The sequence below is a fragment of the Cellulosimicrobium sp. SJTW-1 genome, from assembly GCF_047716875.1.
Taxonomy (GTDB): domain Bacteria; phylum Actinomycetota; class Actinomycetes; order Actinomycetales; family Cellulomonadaceae; genus Cellulosimicrobium; species Cellulosimicrobium funkei.
The window spans coordinates 3,229,473-3,250,259 of record NZ_CP136680.1 but is presented as its reverse complement, the minus strand read 5'-3'; the positions used below and the strand labels follow the sequence as shown (position 1 = coordinate 3,250,259).

Below are 20,787 nucleotides of genomic sequence, written 5' to 3'. Positions count from 1 at the left end.
CATGGAGGATCCTCACGGGTGTGGCTCCGATCGTGGGGTTGCGAGGGTCGCCGCGAGCTCGAGGTACCGGCGTGCGACGGCGTCCCAGCCGTGGCGCTCCGCCGTCGCCCGGGCAGCCCGAGAGGTCGCGCGCCGGGTGTCCTCGTCGAGCGCGGCGACGGCCTCGAGCCCCGTGCGGACTCCCGCGACGGACCGGTCGACGAGCCAACCCGTGACGCCGTCCTGGACGACGTCCGGCGCGTACCCCACCGGCGTCGCCACGACCGGGACGCCGCACGCGAGCGCCTCGAGGACGACGAGCGCGTTGGCCTCGTACGCGCTCGGCAGGGCGAGGGCGTCGGCGGCGTGCAGCCAGGGGCGGGGGTCGGGCACGCGCCCGGCGAGGTGCACGCGGTCGGTCGTCCCGAGGCGGGACGCCCGCGCTCGCACGTCGTCGAGCATGTCGGGCGTCCCACCGACGACGCTCACGTGGACCCGGGGAAGGTCGGCCGCCGCGGTGAGCACGAGGTCGAGGCCCTTGCGGTCGAACTCGTGCCCGACGAAGACGACGTGGACGGCGTCGGACGGTACGCCCGCGGCGGCCCGGGCCGCCGCGCGCTCCTCCGGCGACGGGGGCGAGAACCTGGTCACGTCGACCCCGTTGCCGATGACGACGGCGCGGGCCCGCAGGTGCGGGTACGTGTCGCGCAGGGCCTCACGCTCGGACCGTGTGAGGTTGACGACCACGCGGTGCGTCCGACCGCGGTAGCGCGCCGCGTCGCGCGCCGCCGTGAAGAGGTGCAGCGGGTTGCGGACCATGCGCCACGCGTAGCCGCCGCGCGCACGCATCGCGACGCGGAGGATGCCGTGGTTGACGTACACGTCGCCGGCGAGGACGTCGTTGTGGCAGATCGACACGACGGCTCCCCGCGACCCGGCGAGCGTCCGTCGCTCGCGGGCGAGCCGGCGTCGCGCGAGGACCGTCCCGACCGTCGAGAACCACACGACCCGCGCGAGGAGCACGAGCCTGCCCCGGACACCCGGTCCGGGTGCGGGGAGCCACGCGCCCCGCGCGTCGGCGAGCGTGAAGCGCGCGGTCGGTACCCCCGCGCGCTCGAACGCGTCCTCGAGGTGGTGCGCGACGCCGCCCACGCCGCTGCCCGGGGCGATCTCCGGGGCTATCTGCAGGATCCGCAGGTCGGTCATCGTTCGGCCATCTCCCGGACGGATCGCAGCTCGTCGAGAGGCAGCTCCCGACCGGTCATGTGGCGGGCGTACCGGCGCGACCGGGCGTAGGACTCGGCGCCCAGGCACACGCCGACGATGACGAAGGGAACCGTCACCTGGACGGACACCCAGAAGAGGTCGAACTGGCCCTGGACGAACCGCATCATGAGCATCGAGAACGCGAGCGTCCCGAAGCGGGGGTTGATCCGCCAGAGCACGACCATCCCCCCGAGGAACAGCACGAGGAACCCGACGAGCCCGACGATCCCGGCCGACGTCAGCACCTCGAGCTCGACGTTGGGCGGCTGGAAGACGAACTCGGTGACGCCCGCCGTCCACCAGCGCAGCCCCATCCCGACCCACGGGCTGCGCTGCCACACGTCGATCGAGTCCGCGTACCAGGTGAGTCGCTGGTTGGCGGAGTTGAACTCGTTGCCGGAGGCGAGCTGCTCCTGCACGGCGAGCACGACGAAGTAGATCGCCGGGATCGCGGCGAGCAGGATCAGCTTCGAGCGCTTGCGGTCCGGGTCGCCGCGCAGCGTGATGAGCATGATGCCGATCGCGAGGCCGATGAGGGCCTGGCGCGCCTGCGCGGCGAGCACGCCGAGCGAGCACAGCCAGAACGTGCCGAGCGAGAACCATCGTGGCCAGCCGACCCACCAGGGCCGCGCGTACGCGATGAGCGCGGCGAAGGCGAGCACGCACCCGATGAAGTTCTTGTGCATGGCCACGGGCGTGTCGATGTAGACGGGCCCGGTGATCCCCGCGGCCAGCTGCTGGAGCGCGACGAGGCACGTCTGCGCGGCGATCGCGAGGCAGGGCAGCAGGAACAGGGTGAGCCCGAGCCGCGCGCGACCGGACCGCCCGACCGCCCAGCCGAGCACGAGCGCCCCGGCGACCGACAGCCACGCGTGGAACCACTCCACGACGTTCGCACTGAACGGGTTGACGATCACGGTGAAGAGCGTCGCGACCTGGTACACGAGCGACAGCCAGAGCATGGCCCGCATCGGCCGGGAGAACGGTCGCGGTGAGAAGAACAGCGCGAACCAGAACGCGCCGAAGAGCGCGAAGTCGCTCAGCGAGAGGTCGACCCCGCCGCCGCCGACGCGTTGGACGACGACGAGCGCGGGCATCGCGAGGATCGGGAGCGCGACGGGCTCGTAGGCCGTGAGCCCGACGATCAGCACGAGCAGGGCTCCCCCGACGGCGGCCGTCTGCAGCGCCGGTACCACGAACCCGAGCACGGCGAGGAGCGCGACGACGACCGCACCGCCCGCCACCCAGCCCGCCACGGTCCGCGTCCGCTCGAGCGCGGCCCCCCGCACGTGCGGCGCGCGGTAGAGGACGGGGCGTCGTCGGGGCAGGCGGACGGCGGGCAGGTTCACAGGGCGGACTCCGCCCGCACCGGGCCGGTGAGGTAGAGCCGCAGGCGCCGCCGGGCGCTCGCCCGCCCCTCACCCGTCAGGGCGACAGAACGCACCGCCGCGCCGAGCACGGCGCCGACGCGCGCGACCGCCCACCCGGCGCGGCCGTGGTGCTTGCGCAGGTAGCGCTCCTGCGAGGCGTGGAAGTGCGTCTCGCGCCGGGTCGGGTCGCTGCTGGTCGCGCCACCGAGGTGCGTCGCGCGCGCCTCCGGGACGACGGCGTGCCGCCAGCCGGCCCGGACGGCGCGGTACGCCCAGTCGGTCTCCTCCGCGTAGAGGAAGAAGCGCTCGTCGAGGCCGCCGAGCTCGTCGACCGCGGCGGCGTCGAGCAGCAGCACCGACCCGATGACGAACGAGCGGTCCACCGGGGTCCGCCGCAGCCGCGCGAGGCCGACGGCCTCGATCCACGTGGCCGCGGGCGAGGGGAACGGCCACACGACCCGTGCGGGCGTCCCCTCGTCGTCGACCTGCTGCGGCCCCACGCTCGCGACCCGTGGTGACGCGTGCAGCGCACGGTGCAGGGTCTCGACGTCCTCCGGCGTCACGACGGCGTCCGGGTTGAGCAGCAGGATGTCGGCCCCCGGCGCCTGCCGGTGCGCGAGCGCATGGTTCACCCCCGCGGCGAACCCGCCGTTGCGGCCCGGGTCGAGGTAGCGCCCGCCCGCGAGCTCGGTGATCTCGCGGATCTCGGGCAGGGACGAGTTGTCGACGACCGTGATCGGGTACTTCCCGGCGAGCGGGGCGAGCGCGTCGCGCACCATCGCGGGAGACCCGTAGGCGACGACGACGACCTCCGGTGGCACGGTCGCGGACGGGTCGCTCGCGCCGGGCCCCTGTGCACGCGCGGGGCCCGTGCCCTCGTCGACCGCCGTGCGGTAGAGCTCCTCGTAGCGACGGGCGACCTCGGCCCACGAGCACGACGCCGCGCGCTCCGCCCCCGTGGCGCGCAGCCGGTCCGCGAGGCCGTTCTCGTCCAGGACGCGCGCGAGGGCTGCGCGGAGCGCCTCGGGGTCGTCGGGCGGCACGAGCAGGCCAGCACCGCCGACGACGTCGGGCAGCGCGCCGGTGCGGCTCGCGACCACCGGGACGCCGCACGCCATGGCCTCGACCGCGACCCGGCCGAACTGCTCGACCCAGCCGCGCGTCTCGCGCGAGGGGACGGCGAGCGCGTCGAGGGAGCGGTAGAACGCGACGAGGTCGTCGCCGTCGAGCGCGCCGACGAACCGGGCCCGGCTCCCGAGCGGACGCGCCGCCTCCTCGAGCGCCGCGCGGTCCGGTCCGTCGCCCGCGACGACGAGGTCGACTCGGTCGTCGCCCGCGACCGCCGCGAGGAGCACGTCGACGCCCTTGTGGTGCGCCAGCCGCCCCGCGTACCCCACGCGGAGGCGCGCTCCGCCGCGTCCCGGGTGCGCGTCGTCGGAAGGGTGCGCAGCGACCTCGCCGGAGGCGGGCGCGAAGACCCCGGGGTCGACACCCAGGGGGACGGTCTCGACGCGCCCCCGGGCGCCCTTGGCGCGCACGATCCTGCCCGCCTCGTCGTTGCACACCGACACCGCCGCGGCACCTCGCAGGGCGCGCGCCTCGAACCACCGGAACGGCCACGGGTAGCGCTTGTCGAGGTTCTGCGCCGAGTAGAGGAGGTACGGCGGGGCAGGACGCCGCGACACGACCGCCCGCAGCCGGCGTAGCAGGAGGACCTCCGCGGTCGCGAGCGCGAACGGCTCCTCGTGCACGTCGAGCACGTCCCACCTCTGCCCGAGCGCGCGCCACAGGGGGACCGGGTCGTACACGAAGAGGGCGGGGTGCGATCCGATGGTCCGCACCCCGTGCACCGGCTCGCCGGGCCTGGGCACGAGGCGCACGGGCGCACCGCCCTCGTCCCACGCGCGCGCCGACAGCAGTCCGACGTCGAGCCCTCGCGTGCGCAGCTCACGCTCGCGCTCGCGCCAGGCGTCGACCACGGCGCTGTGCGAGACGCGGAGGACTCTCATGTGGGAGATTGTCCCCCAGCACGCTACGGATCCCGCAGGAATCTGCCGATTTCACCCGTCCGTCCGTGGGCCGACGCGTGGCCCTGGGCCCACGGCGAGGACACCGCGGGACACGGCGAGGACAGGGCGACGAGACGGCGAGGCGGCGACGAGAGCGGCGACGCGGTGACGACACGGAGGAGCGGCGTGGACGAGGTCCGGCGGACGACCGGGGGCGGCACCGTCCTCCCGAGCGTGAGCGTCGTCGTCGCGACGAACCGCGGCGGGCCGTTCCTCGCGGAGGGGATCGCGTCCGTCCTCGGGCAGTCGTACCCGGCGGCCGAGCTCGTCGTGGTCGACGACGGCTCGCCCGACCCCGCGGCGCTGCGCCGGATCGTCGAGGGCGTGCCGCGCGACGTCGCGGCCCCGCGCCCCCGCGTCATGCGGCAGGCGCCCGCCGGGGTCTCCGCGGCGCGCAACGCCGGGGTCGCGGGCACGTCCGGGGAGCTGGTCGCGTTCCTCGACGACGACGACCGATGGCACCCCGAGCGGCTGCGGCGGCACGCCGAGGTGATGGCCGCACGGCCGGACGTCGTGGTGAGCTACTGCGGGATGCGCACGATCGACGCCGCCGGCGCGGAGCTCGTCGCCGCGGACCAGCGCGCGGCGGACGACCAGCGGGCCGTGATCCGCGGACCGGGCGTCCTGCTCCCGAACCTCGTGGTCCGTCGGGACGTCTTCGACGCCGTCGGGGGGTTCGACCCGAGGTACAGCCAGGGAGAGGACCTCGACCTGGTGCTCAAGGCCGCGGCGCTCGGGCCCTTCGCCCTCGTCGACGACGTCCTCGTGGACTACCGCCACCATGCCTCGAACACCACGAGGTCCTACCAGGACCTCGCGACCGGGCTCCGGGTGATCCTGCGGCGCCACCGCGCCGCCGCGCGCGCCGCCGGACGGCGGGACCTCGTCGACGCCTACGACGACCGGCTCCGGGCCAACGACCGGTTCGCGTGGTGGAGCGCCGGGCGCGCGGCGCGCGCCGCGGCCGCCCGGAGGGACGTCCTGGAAGCGCTGGGCGACGCGGCGTGGGCCGTCCGGTTCTCGCCGTCGACCCCGGTGCGCGTGGCGGCGCACCGGCTCCGTGACGCGCGTCCGGGCAGGCCCTGAGCGGCTACCGCGTCGGGTGGTCGGCGACGTCCGCGGCCCCGGGGGCGCCGACGAGCGCGGCCCCGGGCGTCGCTGCGCGGCGTCGGGCCCACTGCGTGTACCGCCACAGCAGCGGCCCCTTCGCGCCCCGGGCAGTGCCGAAGGCACGTCGCGCGAGCACGGCGGCCCGCGCCCGCGGTGCAGCCGTCAGGGCTCGCGCCCGATGTCGCCGCCGGTGCGACCTCTGCTCCTGCTCGGAGCCGTCGAGCAGGACCGCGAGAGGCATCCCCGTGTAGGGCAGCCACCGTGTCTCGTAGGACATGTCGCCCACGGGCAGGTCGATGCCCAGGGCGTGCGACATCTCGCCGAAGGTGGGGCAGCGGTCGAGCGGCGGTGGGTCGCCGTCGTACCGGTGCATGAACTCGAAGTCGACCACGCGCAGCCCGAGCTCGCGGTCGAGGACGAAGTTCTGGGGCTTGGCGTCGACGAGGTCGTAGCCGAGCTCGTGGAGGCGGCGGAGCACCGCGACCATCTCGCGCAGGACGGGGAGCGGCACGAGCCGTGGTCCGCGGGGCGTGTCGAGGGGCTCGAGCACGTCCTCGAAGTACGGGCACGTGAACCAGTTGCGTCCCGTGTCCAGGACGGGCGGGACGGCGTCCACCCGCCCCGACAGCTCGCGCATCGCCCCGACCTCGCGCTCCATGAATCGCAGGAACCCCCGCGCGAAGGTCTTGCGGACGACCAGGCCCGCCGGGCTCTCGACGACCTCGACCCGGGCCCGTCGGCCCCGGCTGAGCGTGCGCACCACGGGCACCTCGGTGCGGAGCTCCTCGTGCCTCTCGTCCACGTCCGCGCGGATGCTCGCGACCTGCCCCGGCACAGCGATCTCCAGGTACTCCCAGGCCTCCTGCTCGTTGTCGGACGAGTGGACGGGGTTGAACGCGGCGTCCGCGGTGGTCCTGACCTCCACTGCGCGCCGGACCCGCTGCTTCGCGACGACGACCTCGCCGTTGGTGAGGTGGGGGTAGCGCGCGAGCAGCTCGGGCGACGGCGGGTCGGGGTCGTGGTGGAGCGCCGCGATCACGATGACCGGGTCCCCGCCGCTGACGGGGAACGGACCCTGACCCCAGTTCCCCCCGCGCAGGCTCTGTGCGGTGCGGGTGCGCGCCTCGTCGTCCAGCTCGGCCACCGCGACCACGTCGAAGCCGACGTGCTCGAGCTCGGCGAGCACGTCCGCCGCCGTGAGCGTGGTGAGCGTGCGCTCGCGGACGAAGAACACGGTGAGCTCGGATCCCTCGGAGACCCCCCCGGCCCGGTCCCCGGTCACGGTCCCGAGCGCAGTCTCGACCCAGGGGTTCGACGACGCGAGGCGGCGCAGGGCGTCCAGCGGTGGCCGCCAACCCACCGTGGCGAGGTAGTGGTCGACATCCTCGAGGGTGCGCAGCGCGGGGACGCCGAGGGGCGCGCCCAACCGGGCGACCTCCGCGGGGTAGTCGTGCTCGGGGTCCGGGTCGGTGCGACCGAGGAGCGCGGAGGGGAACCCCGAGGACGGGCCCTTGTGGTAGACCGCGTGGTAGGCGAGCGAACGGACGTGGTCGTCCGGGGCGGGCACGAGAAAGCCGGAGCCGTGCACCACGGCGCGGTCGATGAGCCCGGTCGCGAGCGACGGAGGGTAGTAGGCCGCGCCCTGGTAGTCCGTGTGCTCCAGCCCCGAGGCGCTGTAGAGGTCGACGGGGAGCACCCCGGGCTCGGACTCGAGGAGCGCGCGCAGCGCGTCGGCGTCCTCGTCCGCCACGAGGACGTCGAGGTCCTCGCCGGGCGCGATCTCGGGCAGCGACTCGAACCAGCGGAGCACGGCGTAGCGCAGCCCCGCCTCCTCGAGCCGTCCCGCCAGGCCGACCGGTCCCCAGACCGGGGAGAAGTACGTCCGCGGCGCCGGCTCCCGGTGCTGGGGCACCTCGTAGGCGTCGAGCACGATCCCCTCGCACTCGACACGCCCACGTCTCCGCAGGCGCCCGATCGTCCGGGCAGAGAGGGCCGCGGCGCGGTGCTCGAGATCACGCGCGCCTCCAGCCCGCTCGACGACGAGCGTGCGGACGTGGTGCAGGTCACGGTGCGCCCACAGGACCCGTGCCCAGGGCCCACGGAGCACCAGCACGTCGGTGCTGTTGCGGAACGCCTGGTCCGGTGCCGTCAGCGCGTGCACGCGGTGCGCGAGGTGGTCGCCGACGTCGGACCGGATCGCCGCGAGGTACCGGGGCGGGACGAGCCCCAGGTAGCGCGCCGCGAGACCGCACCGGTCGAGGGCGTGCGCCAGCGCCCCGTCCGTGGCCCCGATCTCCAGGACACGCGCACCGGGGGGCACGACAGACGCGAGATCCACACGGCGACCCTATGGCAGCGGTGACGGCGCACGAGCCGCTCGTCCCGATTTCACCCGGGCGAGGTCCGGACGGGCACGGGAGAACCGTCGGTGCGACAGGTCCGAGTACCCGGGTCCGGCTATGCTCGGCGGGTCGTGGACGACCCCGCGAACCCGGACGAGGAGAGGCGCATGGAGGACGCTCCGCGTCGGGCTGACGACCTGCCGAGTGTCACGGTCGTCATCCCGGTGTACAACGACGTCGAGCGGCTGCGTCTGTGCCTCGATGCCCTCGTGCAGCAGGACTACCCGGCCGACCGGATGGACGTCGTCGTGGTCGACAACGCCTCGACCACCGACCTGCGCCCCGCGCTCCCGGACGACGACCGGTTCGTGCTGGTCGAGGAACGGCGCAAGGGTTCCTACGCGGCCCGCAACGCCGGGCTCGGGGTCGCGGCGGGCGAGGTGCTCGCGTTCACCGACGCCGACTGTCGGCCGTGGCGCGACTGGCTGAGCACGGCGGTCGCGGCGCTCCGAGGGCCGGACGCTCCCGACGCGGTCGGCGGGCGGATCCGTCTCGTGTTCCGCGACGGGCCGGAGCCCGGCACCGGGCCGGAGCTGTACGAGTCGGTTCACGGCTTCGACCAGGAGCGCTTCGTCACGACGTTCGGCTTCGCCGCGACCGCCAACCTCGTCGCGACCGCCGAGGCGGTCCGGGGCGTGGGCGGCTTCGACCCGTCGCTCCAGTCCGGCGGCGACGACGACTTCGGTCATCGGCTCGAGGCGAGCGGCCGCCGTCTCGCCTACGCGCCGGACGCGGTCGTCGACCATCCGTCGCGACCCACGTGGTCGGAGCTCACCACGAAGTCGGTCCGCATCGCGCGGGGGATGGCGGACCTCGCCGCGTCCGCGCCACGACGTGAGTCCGTGCGAGCGGCGACGGGCGAGCTCCGGGCCGGGACGACGGTCTGGCTGACGATCTGGCGCAAGCCGTGGCCCCCGACGCCGCGGGGGCGGCTCGGCTACGCTGCCGCGTTGAGCTGGGTGAGCCTCATCCGGCTCGCCACGTGGACGCCGCGGCTGGTCCGCCGCGCCGTGCGCCGCGGCTGACGATCACCGCGGGGCGGGGCCCGGGACGAGGTCGTCCGGCGGGGGGACCTGCGGCGTCGAGGCCGGCGGCGCCACCCGGCGACCTCGCGTCCACCCGGCGCGCCACACCACGTCGGCGACGTCCGCCGGGTTCCAGAGCCGGGCTACCTTGTGCAGAGCGCGCGTCGTGAGGCCGACGGCGCGCCGCGCGGGCGACCCCGGAGCGGGAGCACGGTGGCCCGGGGCGGCCGCGGCATCCTGCGGCCCTGCGCCGGACGACCGCGCCAGGGCGTCCGCGACCAGCGCGTATCGGTGCTCGAGCCAGCGGGACCCGACGCCGTAGGCGTACGCCTGCCGGTAGACGGCACGGACGCCTGTACGACGCCGCACGTGCAGCACCACGTCCGGGTCGAAGGCGATCCGGTATCCCGCGAGCTGGAGTCGCAGGCAGAGGTCGTCGTCCTCGCGCGTCGCGGCCCGCTCGTCGAACCCGCCGACGGACCGAAACGCCTCCGCCCGGACGCCGAGGTTGCCCGCGCCCGCGGTGACGAAACCGGGGAGGAGGTCGAGGTTCGTCAGGCCGTGCTCCTGCGGCGACCACGTCACGGCGACCTGGTGCCGCGGCGCCGCGACGAGCTCGAAGCGCCCCCCGACGACGTCGTGCTCGTCGAGAGCACGGCGCATCCCTGCCACCCAACCTGGCCCGACGCGGTCGTCCGCGTCGCAGAAGGCAAGTCGGGGGGCCCGCGCGACGGCGGCACCCGTGTTGCGCGCGGCGCCCGGGCCGCGGACGGCGGAGGCGTCGACGAGCCGGAGCTCCGGCATGCGTCGCGACCACCGGCGCACGAGGTCCGCCGTCCCGTCCGACGACCCGTTGTCGCAGACCACGACCTCCCAGGGGTGGCCGGGGCGCTGGTCGTGCAGGGCACCGAGCTGGCCCTCGATCGTCCCGGCGGCGTCGAACGCCGGGACGATCACGGAGAGCTCCGGCGCATCCCGCGCACCCGCGTTCACGGGCGGACCATGCGCTGGCGCGCGACGCTGACAACCCGCGGGTAGCAGCCGAGGAGCTCGCCGGCGGTGACCTCCCGGAAGCCCGCGTCGCGCGTGCGGGAGAGGAGGCGGTCCAGGACGACGGCGCGGTCAAAGGTCGGCAGCCGCTCGCCGGGCCGGATCGTCTCGGGGTCGGCGCGCGTGTCGTGCAGGAGCAGGACGCTGCCCGGGAAGACCGTCGCCGCGGCGCGGTCGGCGATGCGCGGCGCGTCACCGTCGAGCCAGTCCGCGGCGTCCCCGGACCACAGCGTGAGGTCCAGCCCGAGCCGTCGCAGCCCGATCGCCTGGCGCAGCGTGTGCGCGCCGTAGGGAGGTCGGTACAGGCGGACCGGGGTGCCGACCACGTCCTCGACGGCGTGCTTCGCCCTGCGGACGCTCGCGACGGCCTCACGGTCGGAGAGCGTGAGCAGCGAGCGGTGGTCTTCTCCGTGGAGCGCGAGCTCGTGCCCCTCCGCGACGATGCGCGCGGCGACGCCGGGGTGGCGACGCACGGCGTCCGAGAGCACGAAGAAGGTGGCGCGCGCTCCGTGACGCGCGAGCACGTCGAGGATCGGCGGCGTCTGGTCGGGGTCGGGGCCGTCGTCGTACGTGATCGCGTGCACGCGCTCCGTCGTGTCGACGCAGAACGTGCCGAGCACGGCCGTGACGGCCCGCGGCACCCATCCGCGCGCGACGGCGACGTCGCCGAGCCCGCCGCCGGTGGTCGCGGCGGCCTCGACGTCCCGGTGGCGGACGAGGAGAGGACGAGGACCGCGTGCGCTCACGTGTCCTCCCGGTGCGCGCCGCCGGCGCGACGCTCCCGGACGAGACCACGGACGGTGGCCGCCCGGGGCAGAGCGCGCACGAGCGTGCGGTTGACACCCCCGCGGGGCGCGAGGAGCAGCCCGACGAGCGCACGGCGCTGCGGGTAGAGCGCGGAGCTCTCGACGTTCTTCGGGTGCATGCACTGGTCGAACAGCTCGACGGCGGCGGGGTCGGCCAGGAAGTGGTCGACCTCCGCGGCGCGGCCGACGACGCCCGGGCTCAACCGGGCAAGCTCCTCGTCGTAGGTGTCCATGAGCGAGAACACTCCCTTGCCGCACACGAGCGACACCGACATGAAGAGCGTCCGACCACCGGCGCTCAGGGTGAACAGGCGCAGGAGCCCGCGCTCCCGGAAGCCGTCGGCGACCTGGGTGAACCACTCCGCACCGTTCGGCGTCACCCGCAGCGCGCCGCCGCGATCGGTCGTGCCTTTCCAGCCGGCAGCCTCGAGCTCGAGGAACTCCTCGAAAGCCGCCGGGTCTGCACCGCGGTCCTCGCCGACGAGCGGTGCGCCGAGCTCGCGCTCGAGGTTGCGGGCGAGGCGGCCGAGCTTCTTGCGCCGGCTCGGGCTGAGGTCGGCTCGCCACGTGGTGCCCCCGGGGACGGGGCGCATCGCGGCGCGCTCGAAGCGGTAGCGCTCGAGCACCGGCGTGCGGGTGGCGCGTGCGGCGGCACCGACGGCGTCGTAGAGCGGGCCCGCGCCGGGCAGGAGCGTGAGCTCGACGAGTCCCGGGAGCCCGGCACGGCGCCCGGCGAGGTGCCGGAGGAGCGTCGTGAGGGCGTCGACGGCGTGGTCCCCGTCGACGAGCGGTGCGCACAGCGGGGCGCGCCGCGACAGGAACGGGCCGGCCGTCGTCGCGTAGGACAGCGGCAGCCCTTGGAGACGGGGCTCGACGCTCAGCGGGAGCAGGGCGAGCATGCCGTCCGCGTCCTCGACGACGACCAGCCGGATGCCCGCCGCGGAGGGGAACCAGCGCGTGGCGGTCAGCAGGAAGGACGGGTCGAGGAACGGGCTGGGCTCGATCGCCCGTGCTGCGAGATCGCGCCAACGGGCCTCCTCGGCGGGCGTGACGTCCTCGATCCGGAGGGTGCGCGCGTGCAGCGACGTCATCGGTCCTCCGTCCGGGCGCAGTCCGCGTCGGCGAGCGCCGCGTCGAGCCGCGCCCGGGCGTGCGCCCACGTGAGCCCGGCCGCCCGGCGGCGCCCGGCGGCCTGCGTCCGGTCGAGCAGCGTGTGGTCGTCGGCGAGCGCCTCCAGCACCTGGGCGAGCGCAGCCGCGTCGGCGGCCGGGACGAGGATCCCGGCGTCGCCCACCGCCTCGGGCAGCCCGCCGACGTCCGAGGCCACGACGGCCGCGCCGGCGGCCATGCCTTCGAGCGCCGTCAGCCCGAAGGGCTCGGGCCAGACCGACGGGACCACGAGGACGTCCGTCCTGCGCAGGATCGCCGGGAGCTCGGTCCGCTGGACGAACGAGGCGAACTCGACGCTCGCGTGGGCTGTGGCGGCGTCACGGCGCAGCCGGAGCTCGTACGGGGTGAGCGGTGCGTCGGCCGCGAACCCCGACCGTCCGACCACGGTGACGTGCAGGTCGGGTCGCCGGAGCCGGCGGACCGCATCGAGCAGGACGTGGACGCCCTTGTCCGGGATCACGCGTCCGACGAACGTGATGCGCGTGGTCGCCCCGCGTGGCGGCCGTGGTCCCTCGAACTGCGCGGCGTCGACCCCGTTGGGCACGGCGTGCACCCGTCCGCGCAGCGCGGTCGGGAGCAGCCGGGCGGTCTCGTCGGCGAGGTACTCGCTCACGCAGACGACGGCGGCGGCCCGGTCGAGGACACGCGCCGCCTCGCGCCGACCGTAGGTCCGCAGGAGCTGGTTGTGCGCGTACAGCACCGGTGTGTGCCGCGGCGCGACGAGCGGCACCGCCTGCGGTGCGTTGTGCGCGAGGACGACGGACTCGGGCCAGGACCCCTGTGCGCGCAGCGTGGCGGCGAGGGCGCGGCGCGCGCCGGGACGGGCCACGCCCAGCGTCCCGGCGAGGAGGTCGAGGTACCGGTCGGCGCGTCGTTGGGGGGCTTCGTCGTACTCGATCACGTCGGCGCTCGGGTACCGGGGCGCGTAGGTCCCGCGTGCCACGACGACGGTCGGTCGGGGTCCCACCCCGCCGGAGGCGAGCCCGTGCACTACCGTGGGGACCGCGCTGCCCGTGCGGGGCGAGAAGTGGTCGCCCGGGGTGAGGAGGTGGACGTGCCGACGGGACACCGGATCACCCCGCGGCGGGCGTCGCGACGCCGGCTCGGGCGTCCCGGCGTCGCGCGGCGGCGGCCGCCGGGACACCCGCGACGAGCCCGACGAGCTCGGCGACCGACCTGGTGAGGACGACCGGTGCGAGGAACCGGACGCGGGTCGCCCGCGGGCTGCCGTCGGGCTTGTGCGCCCGGAACCTGTCGATCGCGGTGTGGACGTAGTCGGCCTGCTGGTGGAGCGTCGTCCTGGCGTAGCGCCGCACGATCGGGTCGCGCCACCCGAAGTTCCGCACGAGCATGACCACGTGGTTGCGCCGCAGGTAGTACAGGTAGCGGCGGTCGAACCGCTTGCCGCCGATCCCGTAGGGCGCCGCGACGTGCCGGACCACGGCGTCGGGCGCGAAGAGAAGCCTCCCGCCGGTCGCCCGCAGGCGCAGGGAGATGTCGGACTCCTCGCACAGGCATGTGCCCGGGTATCCTCCGCGGATGCCTCCGATCGCCGCGAGCGCGCTGCGTCGGAATGACATGTTGGCACCGAGCAGGTGGTCCACCTCGACGATCCTGCCCGGGTCGGCGCCGAAGTGACCCGTGAGCCTGCCGTCGGGCAGCAGCCGGCCGATCCGTCCGAGCCCCTCGGACTCCTCGCCCGGGATCCCGTTGTCGGCCCGTCCACCCACCGCGACCACCGCCGGGTCCGCGTAGGGTGCGACGAGCTCGTCGAGCCAGTCCTCCGCCACGTACGCGTCGTCGTCGATGAACGCGACCACGTCGCCGCGGGCGACGGAGAAGCCCATCTGCCGCGACTCCGGCGTCGTCCCGCGGCCCAGGGTGCTGTGGAGCAGACGGACGTCGGGGAACTCCTCGCGCACGAGCCGCCGCGTCGTGTCCGCCGGGGTGGCGTCGACGACGATCACCTCGAGCGGTGCGGACCGCAGACGTGCGAGGTGCGCCAGGCACTCGCGCACGCTGTCGGGGCGCCCGTAGGTCACGACGACGACGCTCACGGTCGGGGTCACGGGGCGCCTCCGGGCGGCTCGGGGACGGTCACGAGGCGGAACCAGTCGTGCCGGCGCAGGGGGGAGGTGAGGGCGGTGCGGCGCGGGTGGCACGACCTCGCGACCCAGGACTCGTAGACGCCCGGACGCGAGTAGTGCGTGGTGTGACCCGACCAGCCGAACTTCTGCCGCATCGTCGCGGGTGTGCGGACCCAGGAGAAGTGCAGCACCGCGTCGTCGGGTTGGACGACCTCGTGGACGACCTCGTCGTGACGGTGGCTGGGGTCCGTGTTCCACGGCCGGAGGTCCACCCGGTAGAGCGGCGCGTCCGTCTGGCGCGCATGGGTGAGCGCCGTCCCGGCACGCACGGCGAGCGGCCCAGGGTAGGACGCCGCGGGCCGGCCGAACCGGCTGCTCGCCTCGAGGTACCGGCCGGGAGCGACGCGCGAGTAGAGCCACCGGGACGGGTAGTGGAGACCGGACGCTCCCGCGGCCTCGGCCCGGGCGAGCGAGCCGAGGAACGACGCCGGGGAGAGCATGACCTCGTCGGTGTCGAGCTGCAGCACCCAGTCGGCGCCGTCGGACGCCTGGTCGAGCGCGGCCTGGCGCTGCACCGTCTCGCTCTCGAGGGGCGCCTCGCCGGGGCGGGCGTAGGTGCCAGGCGCACGGACGCACTTTCCGTCGACGTCGAGCGCGTCGACGACGGCGAGGCACTCGTCGACGGGGAGCGGCGTCCCGGTCCAGGAGGTCGCGTCCTCGTCGTAGGACAGCACGATGCGGTCGACGTGCGCGTAGTACGAGCGAAGGCTCGAGGCGAGGTAGCTCGGGTCGGCGACGAGCACGTACGCGGTGCGGCGCATCAGATGAAGTCCGCGAACTCGCGCTCGTTCTTCTGGAAGACGAGCGTGCCGCCGAGCAGGATGAGCGGGGCGGCGACGACGAGCGCGACGACCTGCCATGTCACCGGGGGCTCGGTGCCCAGCAGGGACCAGCGAAACCCCTCGAGGAACCACGTGATCGGGTTGATGTCGAACAGCCAGCGCAGCCTGGCCGGCACCTCCGACAGCGCGTACGCGACCGGGCTCGCGTAGAGGAGGATCTGGACGAGCCACGGCAGCACGTAGCCCACGTCGCGGTACTTGACCATGTACGCGGCGGCGGCCAGCCCGAGGCCGGTGCCGACCATGAGGATGAGCAGGACCCATACGGGCAGCAGCAGGACCGCCCACCCCGGGTTCACCCCGTAGACGAACAGGAGCACGATCGCGAGGACCAGCGCGACGAGGAAGTCCACGATGACCGACGCGAGGCTCGACACGGGGACCAGGAGCCGTGGGAAGAACACCTTCTGGACCAGCGCCTGGTTCCCGACCATCGATCCCGACGCGCGGCCGAGCGAGCCGTTGAAGAGGTTCCACGCCAGCATCCCGGCGAGGGTGAAGAGGAAGTACGGGATCTTCTCGTCGCCGGTCGACAGGTCCGCGATCTGCCCGAACACGACGGTGAAGATGCCCGCGCTGACGAGCGGCTGGGCGACGACCCACGAGACGCCGAAGATCGTCTGGCGGTACCGCACGATGATGTCGCGCAGAGCGAGCCGGACGGCGACCTCGCGCGCGTTCCACAGCTCACGCCACGACGGCAGGTTGAGGCGGCCGGGCGGCGTGATGACGGTGCGCTGCACGGTCTGCTCCACGTCAGCCTCCCTCGTAGTCGAAGTTCACGAAGATCATGCCCTTCTCGGTGCCCGAGGACTCCGTGAACTCGGGGTAGGGGAGGTCGGGCAGCACCTCGAAGCGCCATGCGCCCTCCCACGCGTCGAGCACGCCGGCCTGGCACGCGTACACGTCTACGGTGTACTGACCGGGCTTGAGCCACAGGTCGCGGACCACGAGGCGGCCCTTCTGCGGCTTCTCCGGGTCGAACCACTTCCCGACAAGGCGCGAGTCGCACTGCGCGATGACGGTCCCCTGGTCGTTGTTGACGTGCATCGAGACGAAGTACGTCCCGATGAGGTCCTTGCTGGCGGGCGCCTCGAAGTCCACGACGATGTCCTGCGAGGACTTGACGAACTCGTCCTCCATGCGGACCGAGGACAGCCGCAGGTTGCCGTTGCCCGGGCGCTTCTTCGGGTCGGACTGCGCCGCCGCGAAGCTCTCGAAGCTGTCGCGGTACGCCTGCAGCGTCCCCTCGACGCTGCCGGAGTACGTGAGCGTCCCGCGGTCGAGCAGCACCGCGGACGTGCACAGCGCCTGGACCGTCTGGAGCTGGTGGCTCACGTAGAGCACGGTGCGGCCGCCCTGGGCGGCCTCGCGCATCTTCTGGATCGAGCGGCGCTGGAACTCGGCGTCGCCGACCGCGAGGACCTCGTCGATGGCGAGGATCTCGGTGTCGAGGTGGGCCGCGACCGAGAAGGCGAGCCGCACGTACATGCCGGACGAGTAGCGCTTGACCGGGGTCGCGAGGAACTTCTCGATGCCGGAGAACGCGACGATCTCGTCGTAGCGCTTGGTGATCTCCTTGCGCGTCATGCCGAGGATCGCGCCGTTGAGGAAGATGTTCTCCCTGCCGGTGAGCTCGGGGTGGAACCCCGTCCCGACCTCCAGGAGCGACCCGACCCGGCCGTTGAGCTCGATGCGCCCGCGCGTGGGTGCGGTGACGCGCGTGAGGATCTTCAGGAGCGTGGACTTGCCGGCCCCGTTGCGACCGACGATCCCGAGCGCCTCGCCCTGCGGCACCTCGAACGACACGTCGTCCAGCGCGTCGAACAGCGTGTACCTCTGCTTGCCGGTCGACCGCACCCACTGGATCGCGGCGGCGGCGGCGGTGGACGGTCGCTCGCCGAACGCGCCGAGCCGGTACGTCTTGCCCAGCCCGGCGACGCGGATCGCGGGTTCCGTGGTCGCCTGCACAGATGAAAGATAGTCGTCCTCCTGGCGCCCGGGGCCGGGTCGATCGGGTGAATCGAGCCCAGAACCGGACGAACGCGGGTGAAAGTGCTCCGGTGTCCTCGGCCCCAGGGAGCGACGGACCTACGATCGCGTGAAGCGGCACCTGTGCCGGGCCGACGACAGCAGGGCGGCGAGATGGCTTCGGACGAGGGCGGCAGGGAACCCGCCGACGGTGCGGACCTCACGGTCGTGGGCGGCGCCGTCGCCGCGATCCTCGGGCTCGTCACCGCGGTCGTCATCGGCGGGACGGCGAGCGCGCCGGCCGCGCAGCCGTTCACCGCCTCCCCGGCGCCGGCGGCGGCGCCCGTCACGCAGCAGGGCGCGCTGCCCCTGTGCGGGTTCCCCCGCCTCGAGCAGGTGACCGACGACGGCGTCGACACCGAGGCGCTGGACGGGATCCGTACGGTCGTCGACGACGTCGTGACGCTCGACGACGGCGAGCTCGTCACGTTCCGCGTGCTCGACGGCGCCGCATACGTGCTGGAGTGGGACCGCGAGGCGACGTACACCGTCACGCGCTACGACCTCGCGACCGGGGACGTGGAGGCGACGACGCCGGTCGAGCTCGACTGGGACGGCGCGAGCGAGACGTTCCGCACGGACTCCTTCGAGGTCGACCCGGACGGGAGCGTCTACCTCCTCGACACGCTCATGCACCGCCGCGACCTGCTCAAGGTCGCGCCCGACGGCACGACGACGTGGTCGACGACGATCCCTGAGGGGCAGCACACCGCGGGGGACCTGCTCGACCTCTACGGCACGGTGCGCTGGACGGACGGCGGCCGGACCGTCGTCGGCGTCCAGGAGGCCGGCGAGGTCCTGCACGAGGTGTCGGGTGACGGAGAGCTCCTCGCGGAGACCCCGTTCGAGGGCGCGGTCCTCGCCCAGCTCCCGGACGGCACGGCCCTCGTCAAGACGGACGTGCGCGACGACGAGCGCCGCACGCTCGACCTGCGCGCCGTCGGGCCGGGCGGCGACGACCCGTCCGTCCACCTCGGGGCCTCGTGGGTGCGCGGCAGACCTCTCGGCGTGCCGCGCGTGCCGTGGCTCGACGACACGACAGGCATGACTACCGGACCGTCGAGCGGTACCGGCGACGACGGCCTGGTCGTGACCGACACCAACCTCGGGTTCCGGTGGTGGGGTCGCGACGGTGTGTTCCGCGGCGTGTGGCCGGACACGCACAAGGACGTCGAGCAGCCGTTCGCGCTGTGGGAGGGCACGCCGGTGCTGCGCGACGGTACCGCGGGCGACGCCCCGTACTATGTCCTCACCCACGGTGACGAGGACGGGTTCGCGATCACGGAGATCTCGGCCGACCGGATGGCATACCAGCTCGGCGCGCCGGTGAAGTACAACGCGGCGAACGAGGAGCTGTTCGGCGGCCTGGGGCTCGGCGCCGGGCTGCACGTGGACGCGCCGTACGGCGTCTTCCCGGACGGGGCCGAGCCGCGCGTGGTCGCCGCGTTCGACGACGCCTGGGGTGCCTCCGCCGGGGCATACCGCCTGCGCTACCAGGTGCGCGGCGACCCGCGCGTGTGGGACCCCGTGGTCGGTGACGAGATCGTCGTCGACCTCCCTGCCGAGGGCGGGGACGTCCCCCTCGACATGCCTCCGGCCCGGCCCGGGGTGTACGAGGTCGACGCCGCGCTCGTCGACACCGCGACGGGAGAGCCGGTCTCGGGCACCTGCCTGCGCTACACGGTGGCCGCCGCGGGCAGCAGGCTGGACCCGGCGGCGCTCGCGGACGGCGCGGACTGGGGCGGCGCAGGCCCGCTGCGGGGCGTGCAGCTCGCCGACCAGCTCGGCGTCGGCAGCCACCGCACCCAGCTCGACTTCGGGGCGATCGTGCCCGACCCGACCGCGGAGCCGGACGCCGCCGCGCTCGTCTGGGACTCGCTGCCGAACGCGGCGTTCGCGCCCGACGAGGAGGAGGGCGAGGAGGCCGCCGACGTCGACCCGTTCACCGAGCTCGCGGCCGCCGCCGAGCTCGCCGAGCAGACGGGCGTCATCCTGACGCTCCAGCTCGGCTCGGGCGGCGAGGCGGAGCATGCCGCGGTGGCGGCGGGGACCTGGGAGGGCTGGGTGCGTGAGATCGTCTCCGCCGTCCACGAGCGCGCACCGCAGATTCGCTACTGGCAACCCTGGAACGAGCCGAACAACACGGGCTACGAGGACGCGGCGGCGTACGAGGAGGAGGTCGGGGCGCCGTTCGCGGCCGGAGCGCGCTCGGCGTCCCCGGACGTCGTCGTGGTCGGCGGCAACACGCTCGGGATCGAGCCTGCGTGGTGGGCCGACCTGGTCGCGGCGGGTGGCTGCGACTCGCTCGACGTCGTCGGGATCCACCCCTACACCGGGTTCAACCGGTCGTGGGAGGAGGAGGGGTTCTCCGCGGACGGCGCCGAGCTCGACCGTCTGCGCGAGGCGGTCGCGCCCTGCGGCGACGTCCCCGTGTGGGACACCGAGAGCGGGTGGTGGTCCGACGGCGTCGTGAACTTCTGGGCCGGGGGGTCCGACGTCGTGCGCAAGCTCCTGTGGTACGGGACCGAGGGCATCGGCGAGTGGACGTACTTCTTCTCCGAGGGCGGGTTCGGCGAGGCCGGGAACTCGTGGTCGCTGCTCCAGTTCGGGGAGTACGTGAAGCCCGCCGGCGCGGCGTTCGCGGCGAGCGCGGCGTTCCTCGAGGGGTTCGGGCCGTTCGAGGAGGTCGAGACGGGGACGCCCGGGGTCCACGCGGTGCGCGCACCGGGGACGGGCGCGGCCGAGGGTGCCGAGCTGCTCGCCCTGTGGAGCGAGGACCTGTCCACCACCGTGCGGCTGACGGCGCCGGACGGTGCGGTCACCGTGACCGCGCGCGACCCGTACGGTGCCGAGCGCGGCCTGGAGGTTCCCTCCGGGGGCGTCGAGGTCCCGGTGAACGGCGTGCCCGTCCTGCTCCTCGCGCCCGCGGGCACGGCGCTCGAGGTCGCCCCTGCCGAGCCGTTCGGCGACGACGTGCTCGAGGGCCGGCCGGTGACCGCGACGTCGACCCACGAGGACGCGAGCGGTCCCGACGTCGTGACGTCGGGGACCTTCGCCGTGGGCGAGCCGTGGCGGTCGGGGCGCCTGGCCGACGGCTCGGTCGACGAGGCGCCCGGCGTCGAGGTTGCCACGGACGGCCCGCGCACGATCGACCGGGTCGCCGTCGCGACGGCCGGCATCCGGTGCTGCACGTCGGGGCTGCGCGACTACACCGTCTCGGTCCGGACGCCCGACGGCGCGTGGCAGGTCGTGGCGGAGCAGACCGACCAGCTCCTGGACCGTGTAGCGATCTTCTCGTTCGACCCGGTCGAGGTCACGGCGGTGCGGGTGACGCTTCCCATGACGACCGAGCGCGACGTGCCCGTGCTCGCCGCGAACTACACAGGGGTCGTCGGCGGGCTGCACCCCGACTTCGTCCCCCTCGCGACAGAGAGCGACTGGATCGCGACGATCAGTGCCGTGCAGGCGTGGGAACCGGCCGGGTGAGCGGCGAGCGGTCGGCGTCCCGCCCTCGTCGGGA

15 protein-coding genes are annotated in these 20,787 nt (G+C 74.3%); 3 read left to right on the top strand and 12 right to left on the bottom strand.

Annotation, left to right across the window (positions count from 1 at the left end):
- Window positions 1–12: 12 nt before the first annotated feature.
- From RSE42_RS14625 to RSE42_RS14615, 3 genes are read right to left on the bottom strand one after another with little or no spacing between them, the layout of a single operon-like run.
- Window positions 13–1,185, bottom strand: coding sequence for a glycosyltransferase family 4 protein (locus tag RSE42_RS14625; protein ID WP_415296810.1), 1,173 nt, complete (start codon window positions 1,183–1,185; stop codon window positions 13–15).
- The gene (locus RSE42_RS14620; RefSeq protein ID WP_415296809.1) at window positions 1,182–2,594 is read right to left on the bottom strand and encodes an O-antigen ligase family protein; all 1,413 of its coding nucleotides are present in this window, start codon (window positions 2,592–2,594) and stop codon (window positions 1,182–1,184) included. Before RSE42_RS14620 ends, RSE42_RS14625 begins: the two co-directional genes overlap by 4 nt.
- A complete protein-coding gene (locus tag RSE42_RS14615) occupies window positions 2,591–4,624 on the bottom strand; it encodes a glycosyltransferase (protein WP_415296808.1) in 2,034 nt (677 codons plus the stop codon). Before RSE42_RS14615 ends, RSE42_RS14620 begins: the two co-directional genes overlap by 4 nt.
- Window positions 4,625–4,810: 186 nt before the next feature.
- Between RSE42_RS14615 and RSE42_RS14610 the strand changes: the two genes are divergently transcribed.
- Window positions 4,811–5,770: a glycosyltransferase family 2 protein gene (locus RSE42_RS14610; protein ID WP_415296806.1), complete on the top strand. Its 960-nt coding sequence runs from the start codon at window positions 4,811–4,813 to the stop codon at window positions 5,768–5,770.
- Window positions 5,771–5,774: 4 nt separating this feature from the next.
- Here the strand turns inward: RSE42_RS14610 and RSE42_RS14605 are convergent, their stop codons facing one another.
- Window positions 5,775–8,132 (bottom strand): hypothetical protein, encoded by a 2,358-nt coding sequence (locus RSE42_RS14605; RefSeq protein ID WP_415296804.1) that lies wholly within the window; start codon window positions 8,130–8,132, stop codon window positions 5,775–5,777.
- A gap of 171 nt (window positions 8,133–8,303) precedes the next feature.
- Here RSE42_RS14605 and RSE42_RS14600 point away from each other — a divergent pair, with 171 nt between their 5' ends.
- On the top strand, window positions 8,304–9,221 hold the full coding sequence (locus RSE42_RS14600) for a glycosyltransferase (protein ID WP_415296802.1): 918 nt from the start codon (window positions 8,304–8,306) through the stop codon (window positions 9,219–9,221).
- A 3-nt stretch (window positions 9,222–9,224) separates the two neighbouring features.
- Here RSE42_RS14600 and RSE42_RS14595 read toward each other — a convergent pair whose 3' ends face one another.
- From RSE42_RS14595 to RSE42_RS14560, 8 genes are read right to left on the bottom strand one after another with little or no spacing between them, the layout of a single operon-like run.
- On the bottom strand, window positions 9,225–10,214 hold the full coding sequence (locus RSE42_RS14595) for a glycosyltransferase (protein WP_415296800.1): 990 nt from the start codon (window positions 10,212–10,214) through the stop codon (window positions 9,225–9,227).
- The gene (locus RSE42_RS14590) at window positions 10,211–11,017 is read right to left on the bottom strand and encodes a polysaccharide deacetylase family protein (RefSeq protein ID WP_415296798.1); all 807 of its coding nucleotides are present in this window, start codon (window positions 11,015–11,017) and stop codon (window positions 10,211–10,213) included. Before RSE42_RS14590 ends, RSE42_RS14595 begins: the two co-directional genes overlap by 4 nt.
- Complete coding sequence (locus tag RSE42_RS14585) at window positions 11,014–12,168, bottom strand: GNAT family N-acetyltransferase (protein ID WP_415296796.1); 1,155 nt, start codon at window positions 12,166–12,168, stop codon at window positions 11,014–11,016. Before RSE42_RS14585 ends, RSE42_RS14590 begins: the two co-directional genes overlap by 4 nt.
- Window positions 12,165–13,316, bottom strand: a complete 1,152-nt coding sequence (locus RSE42_RS14580; RefSeq protein WP_415296794.1) for a glycosyltransferase family 4 protein — start codon at window positions 13,314–13,316, stop codon at window positions 12,165–12,167. The genes RSE42_RS14585 and RSE42_RS14580 overlap by 4 nt, the downstream gene beginning before the upstream one ends.
- 4 nt (window positions 13,317–13,320) lie before the next feature.
- A complete protein-coding gene (locus RSE42_RS14575) occupies window positions 13,321–14,316 on the bottom strand; it encodes a glycosyltransferase family 2 protein (protein WP_415296793.1) in 996 nt (331 codons plus the stop codon).
- Window positions 14,313–15,155: a hypothetical protein gene (locus tag RSE42_RS14570; RefSeq protein ID WP_415296791.1), complete on the bottom strand. Its 843-nt coding sequence runs from the start codon at window positions 15,153–15,155 to the stop codon at window positions 14,313–14,315. The genes RSE42_RS14575 and RSE42_RS14570 overlap by 4 nt, the downstream gene beginning before the upstream one ends.
- Window positions 15,155–15,991, bottom strand: a complete 837-nt coding sequence (locus tag RSE42_RS14565) for an ABC transporter permease (RefSeq protein WP_415296790.1) — start codon at window positions 15,989–15,991, stop codon at window positions 15,155–15,157. Before RSE42_RS14565 ends, RSE42_RS14570 begins: the two co-directional genes overlap by 1 nt.
- Window position 15,992: 1 nt before the next feature.
- On the bottom strand, window positions 15,993–17,207 hold the full coding sequence (locus RSE42_RS14560; protein ID WP_415296788.1) for an ABC transporter ATP-binding protein: 1,215 nt from the start codon (window positions 17,205–17,207) through the stop codon (window positions 15,993–15,995).
- Between the two features lie 174 nt (window positions 17,208–17,381).
- On the opposite strand from RSE42_RS14560, the gene RSE42_RS14555 reads away from it, so the two are divergent.
- Window positions 17,382–20,753, top strand: a complete 3,372-nt coding sequence (locus RSE42_RS14555; protein WP_415296786.1) for a hypothetical protein — start codon at window positions 17,382–17,384, stop codon at window positions 20,751–20,753.
- Window positions 20,754–20,787: the final 34 nt, after the last annotated feature.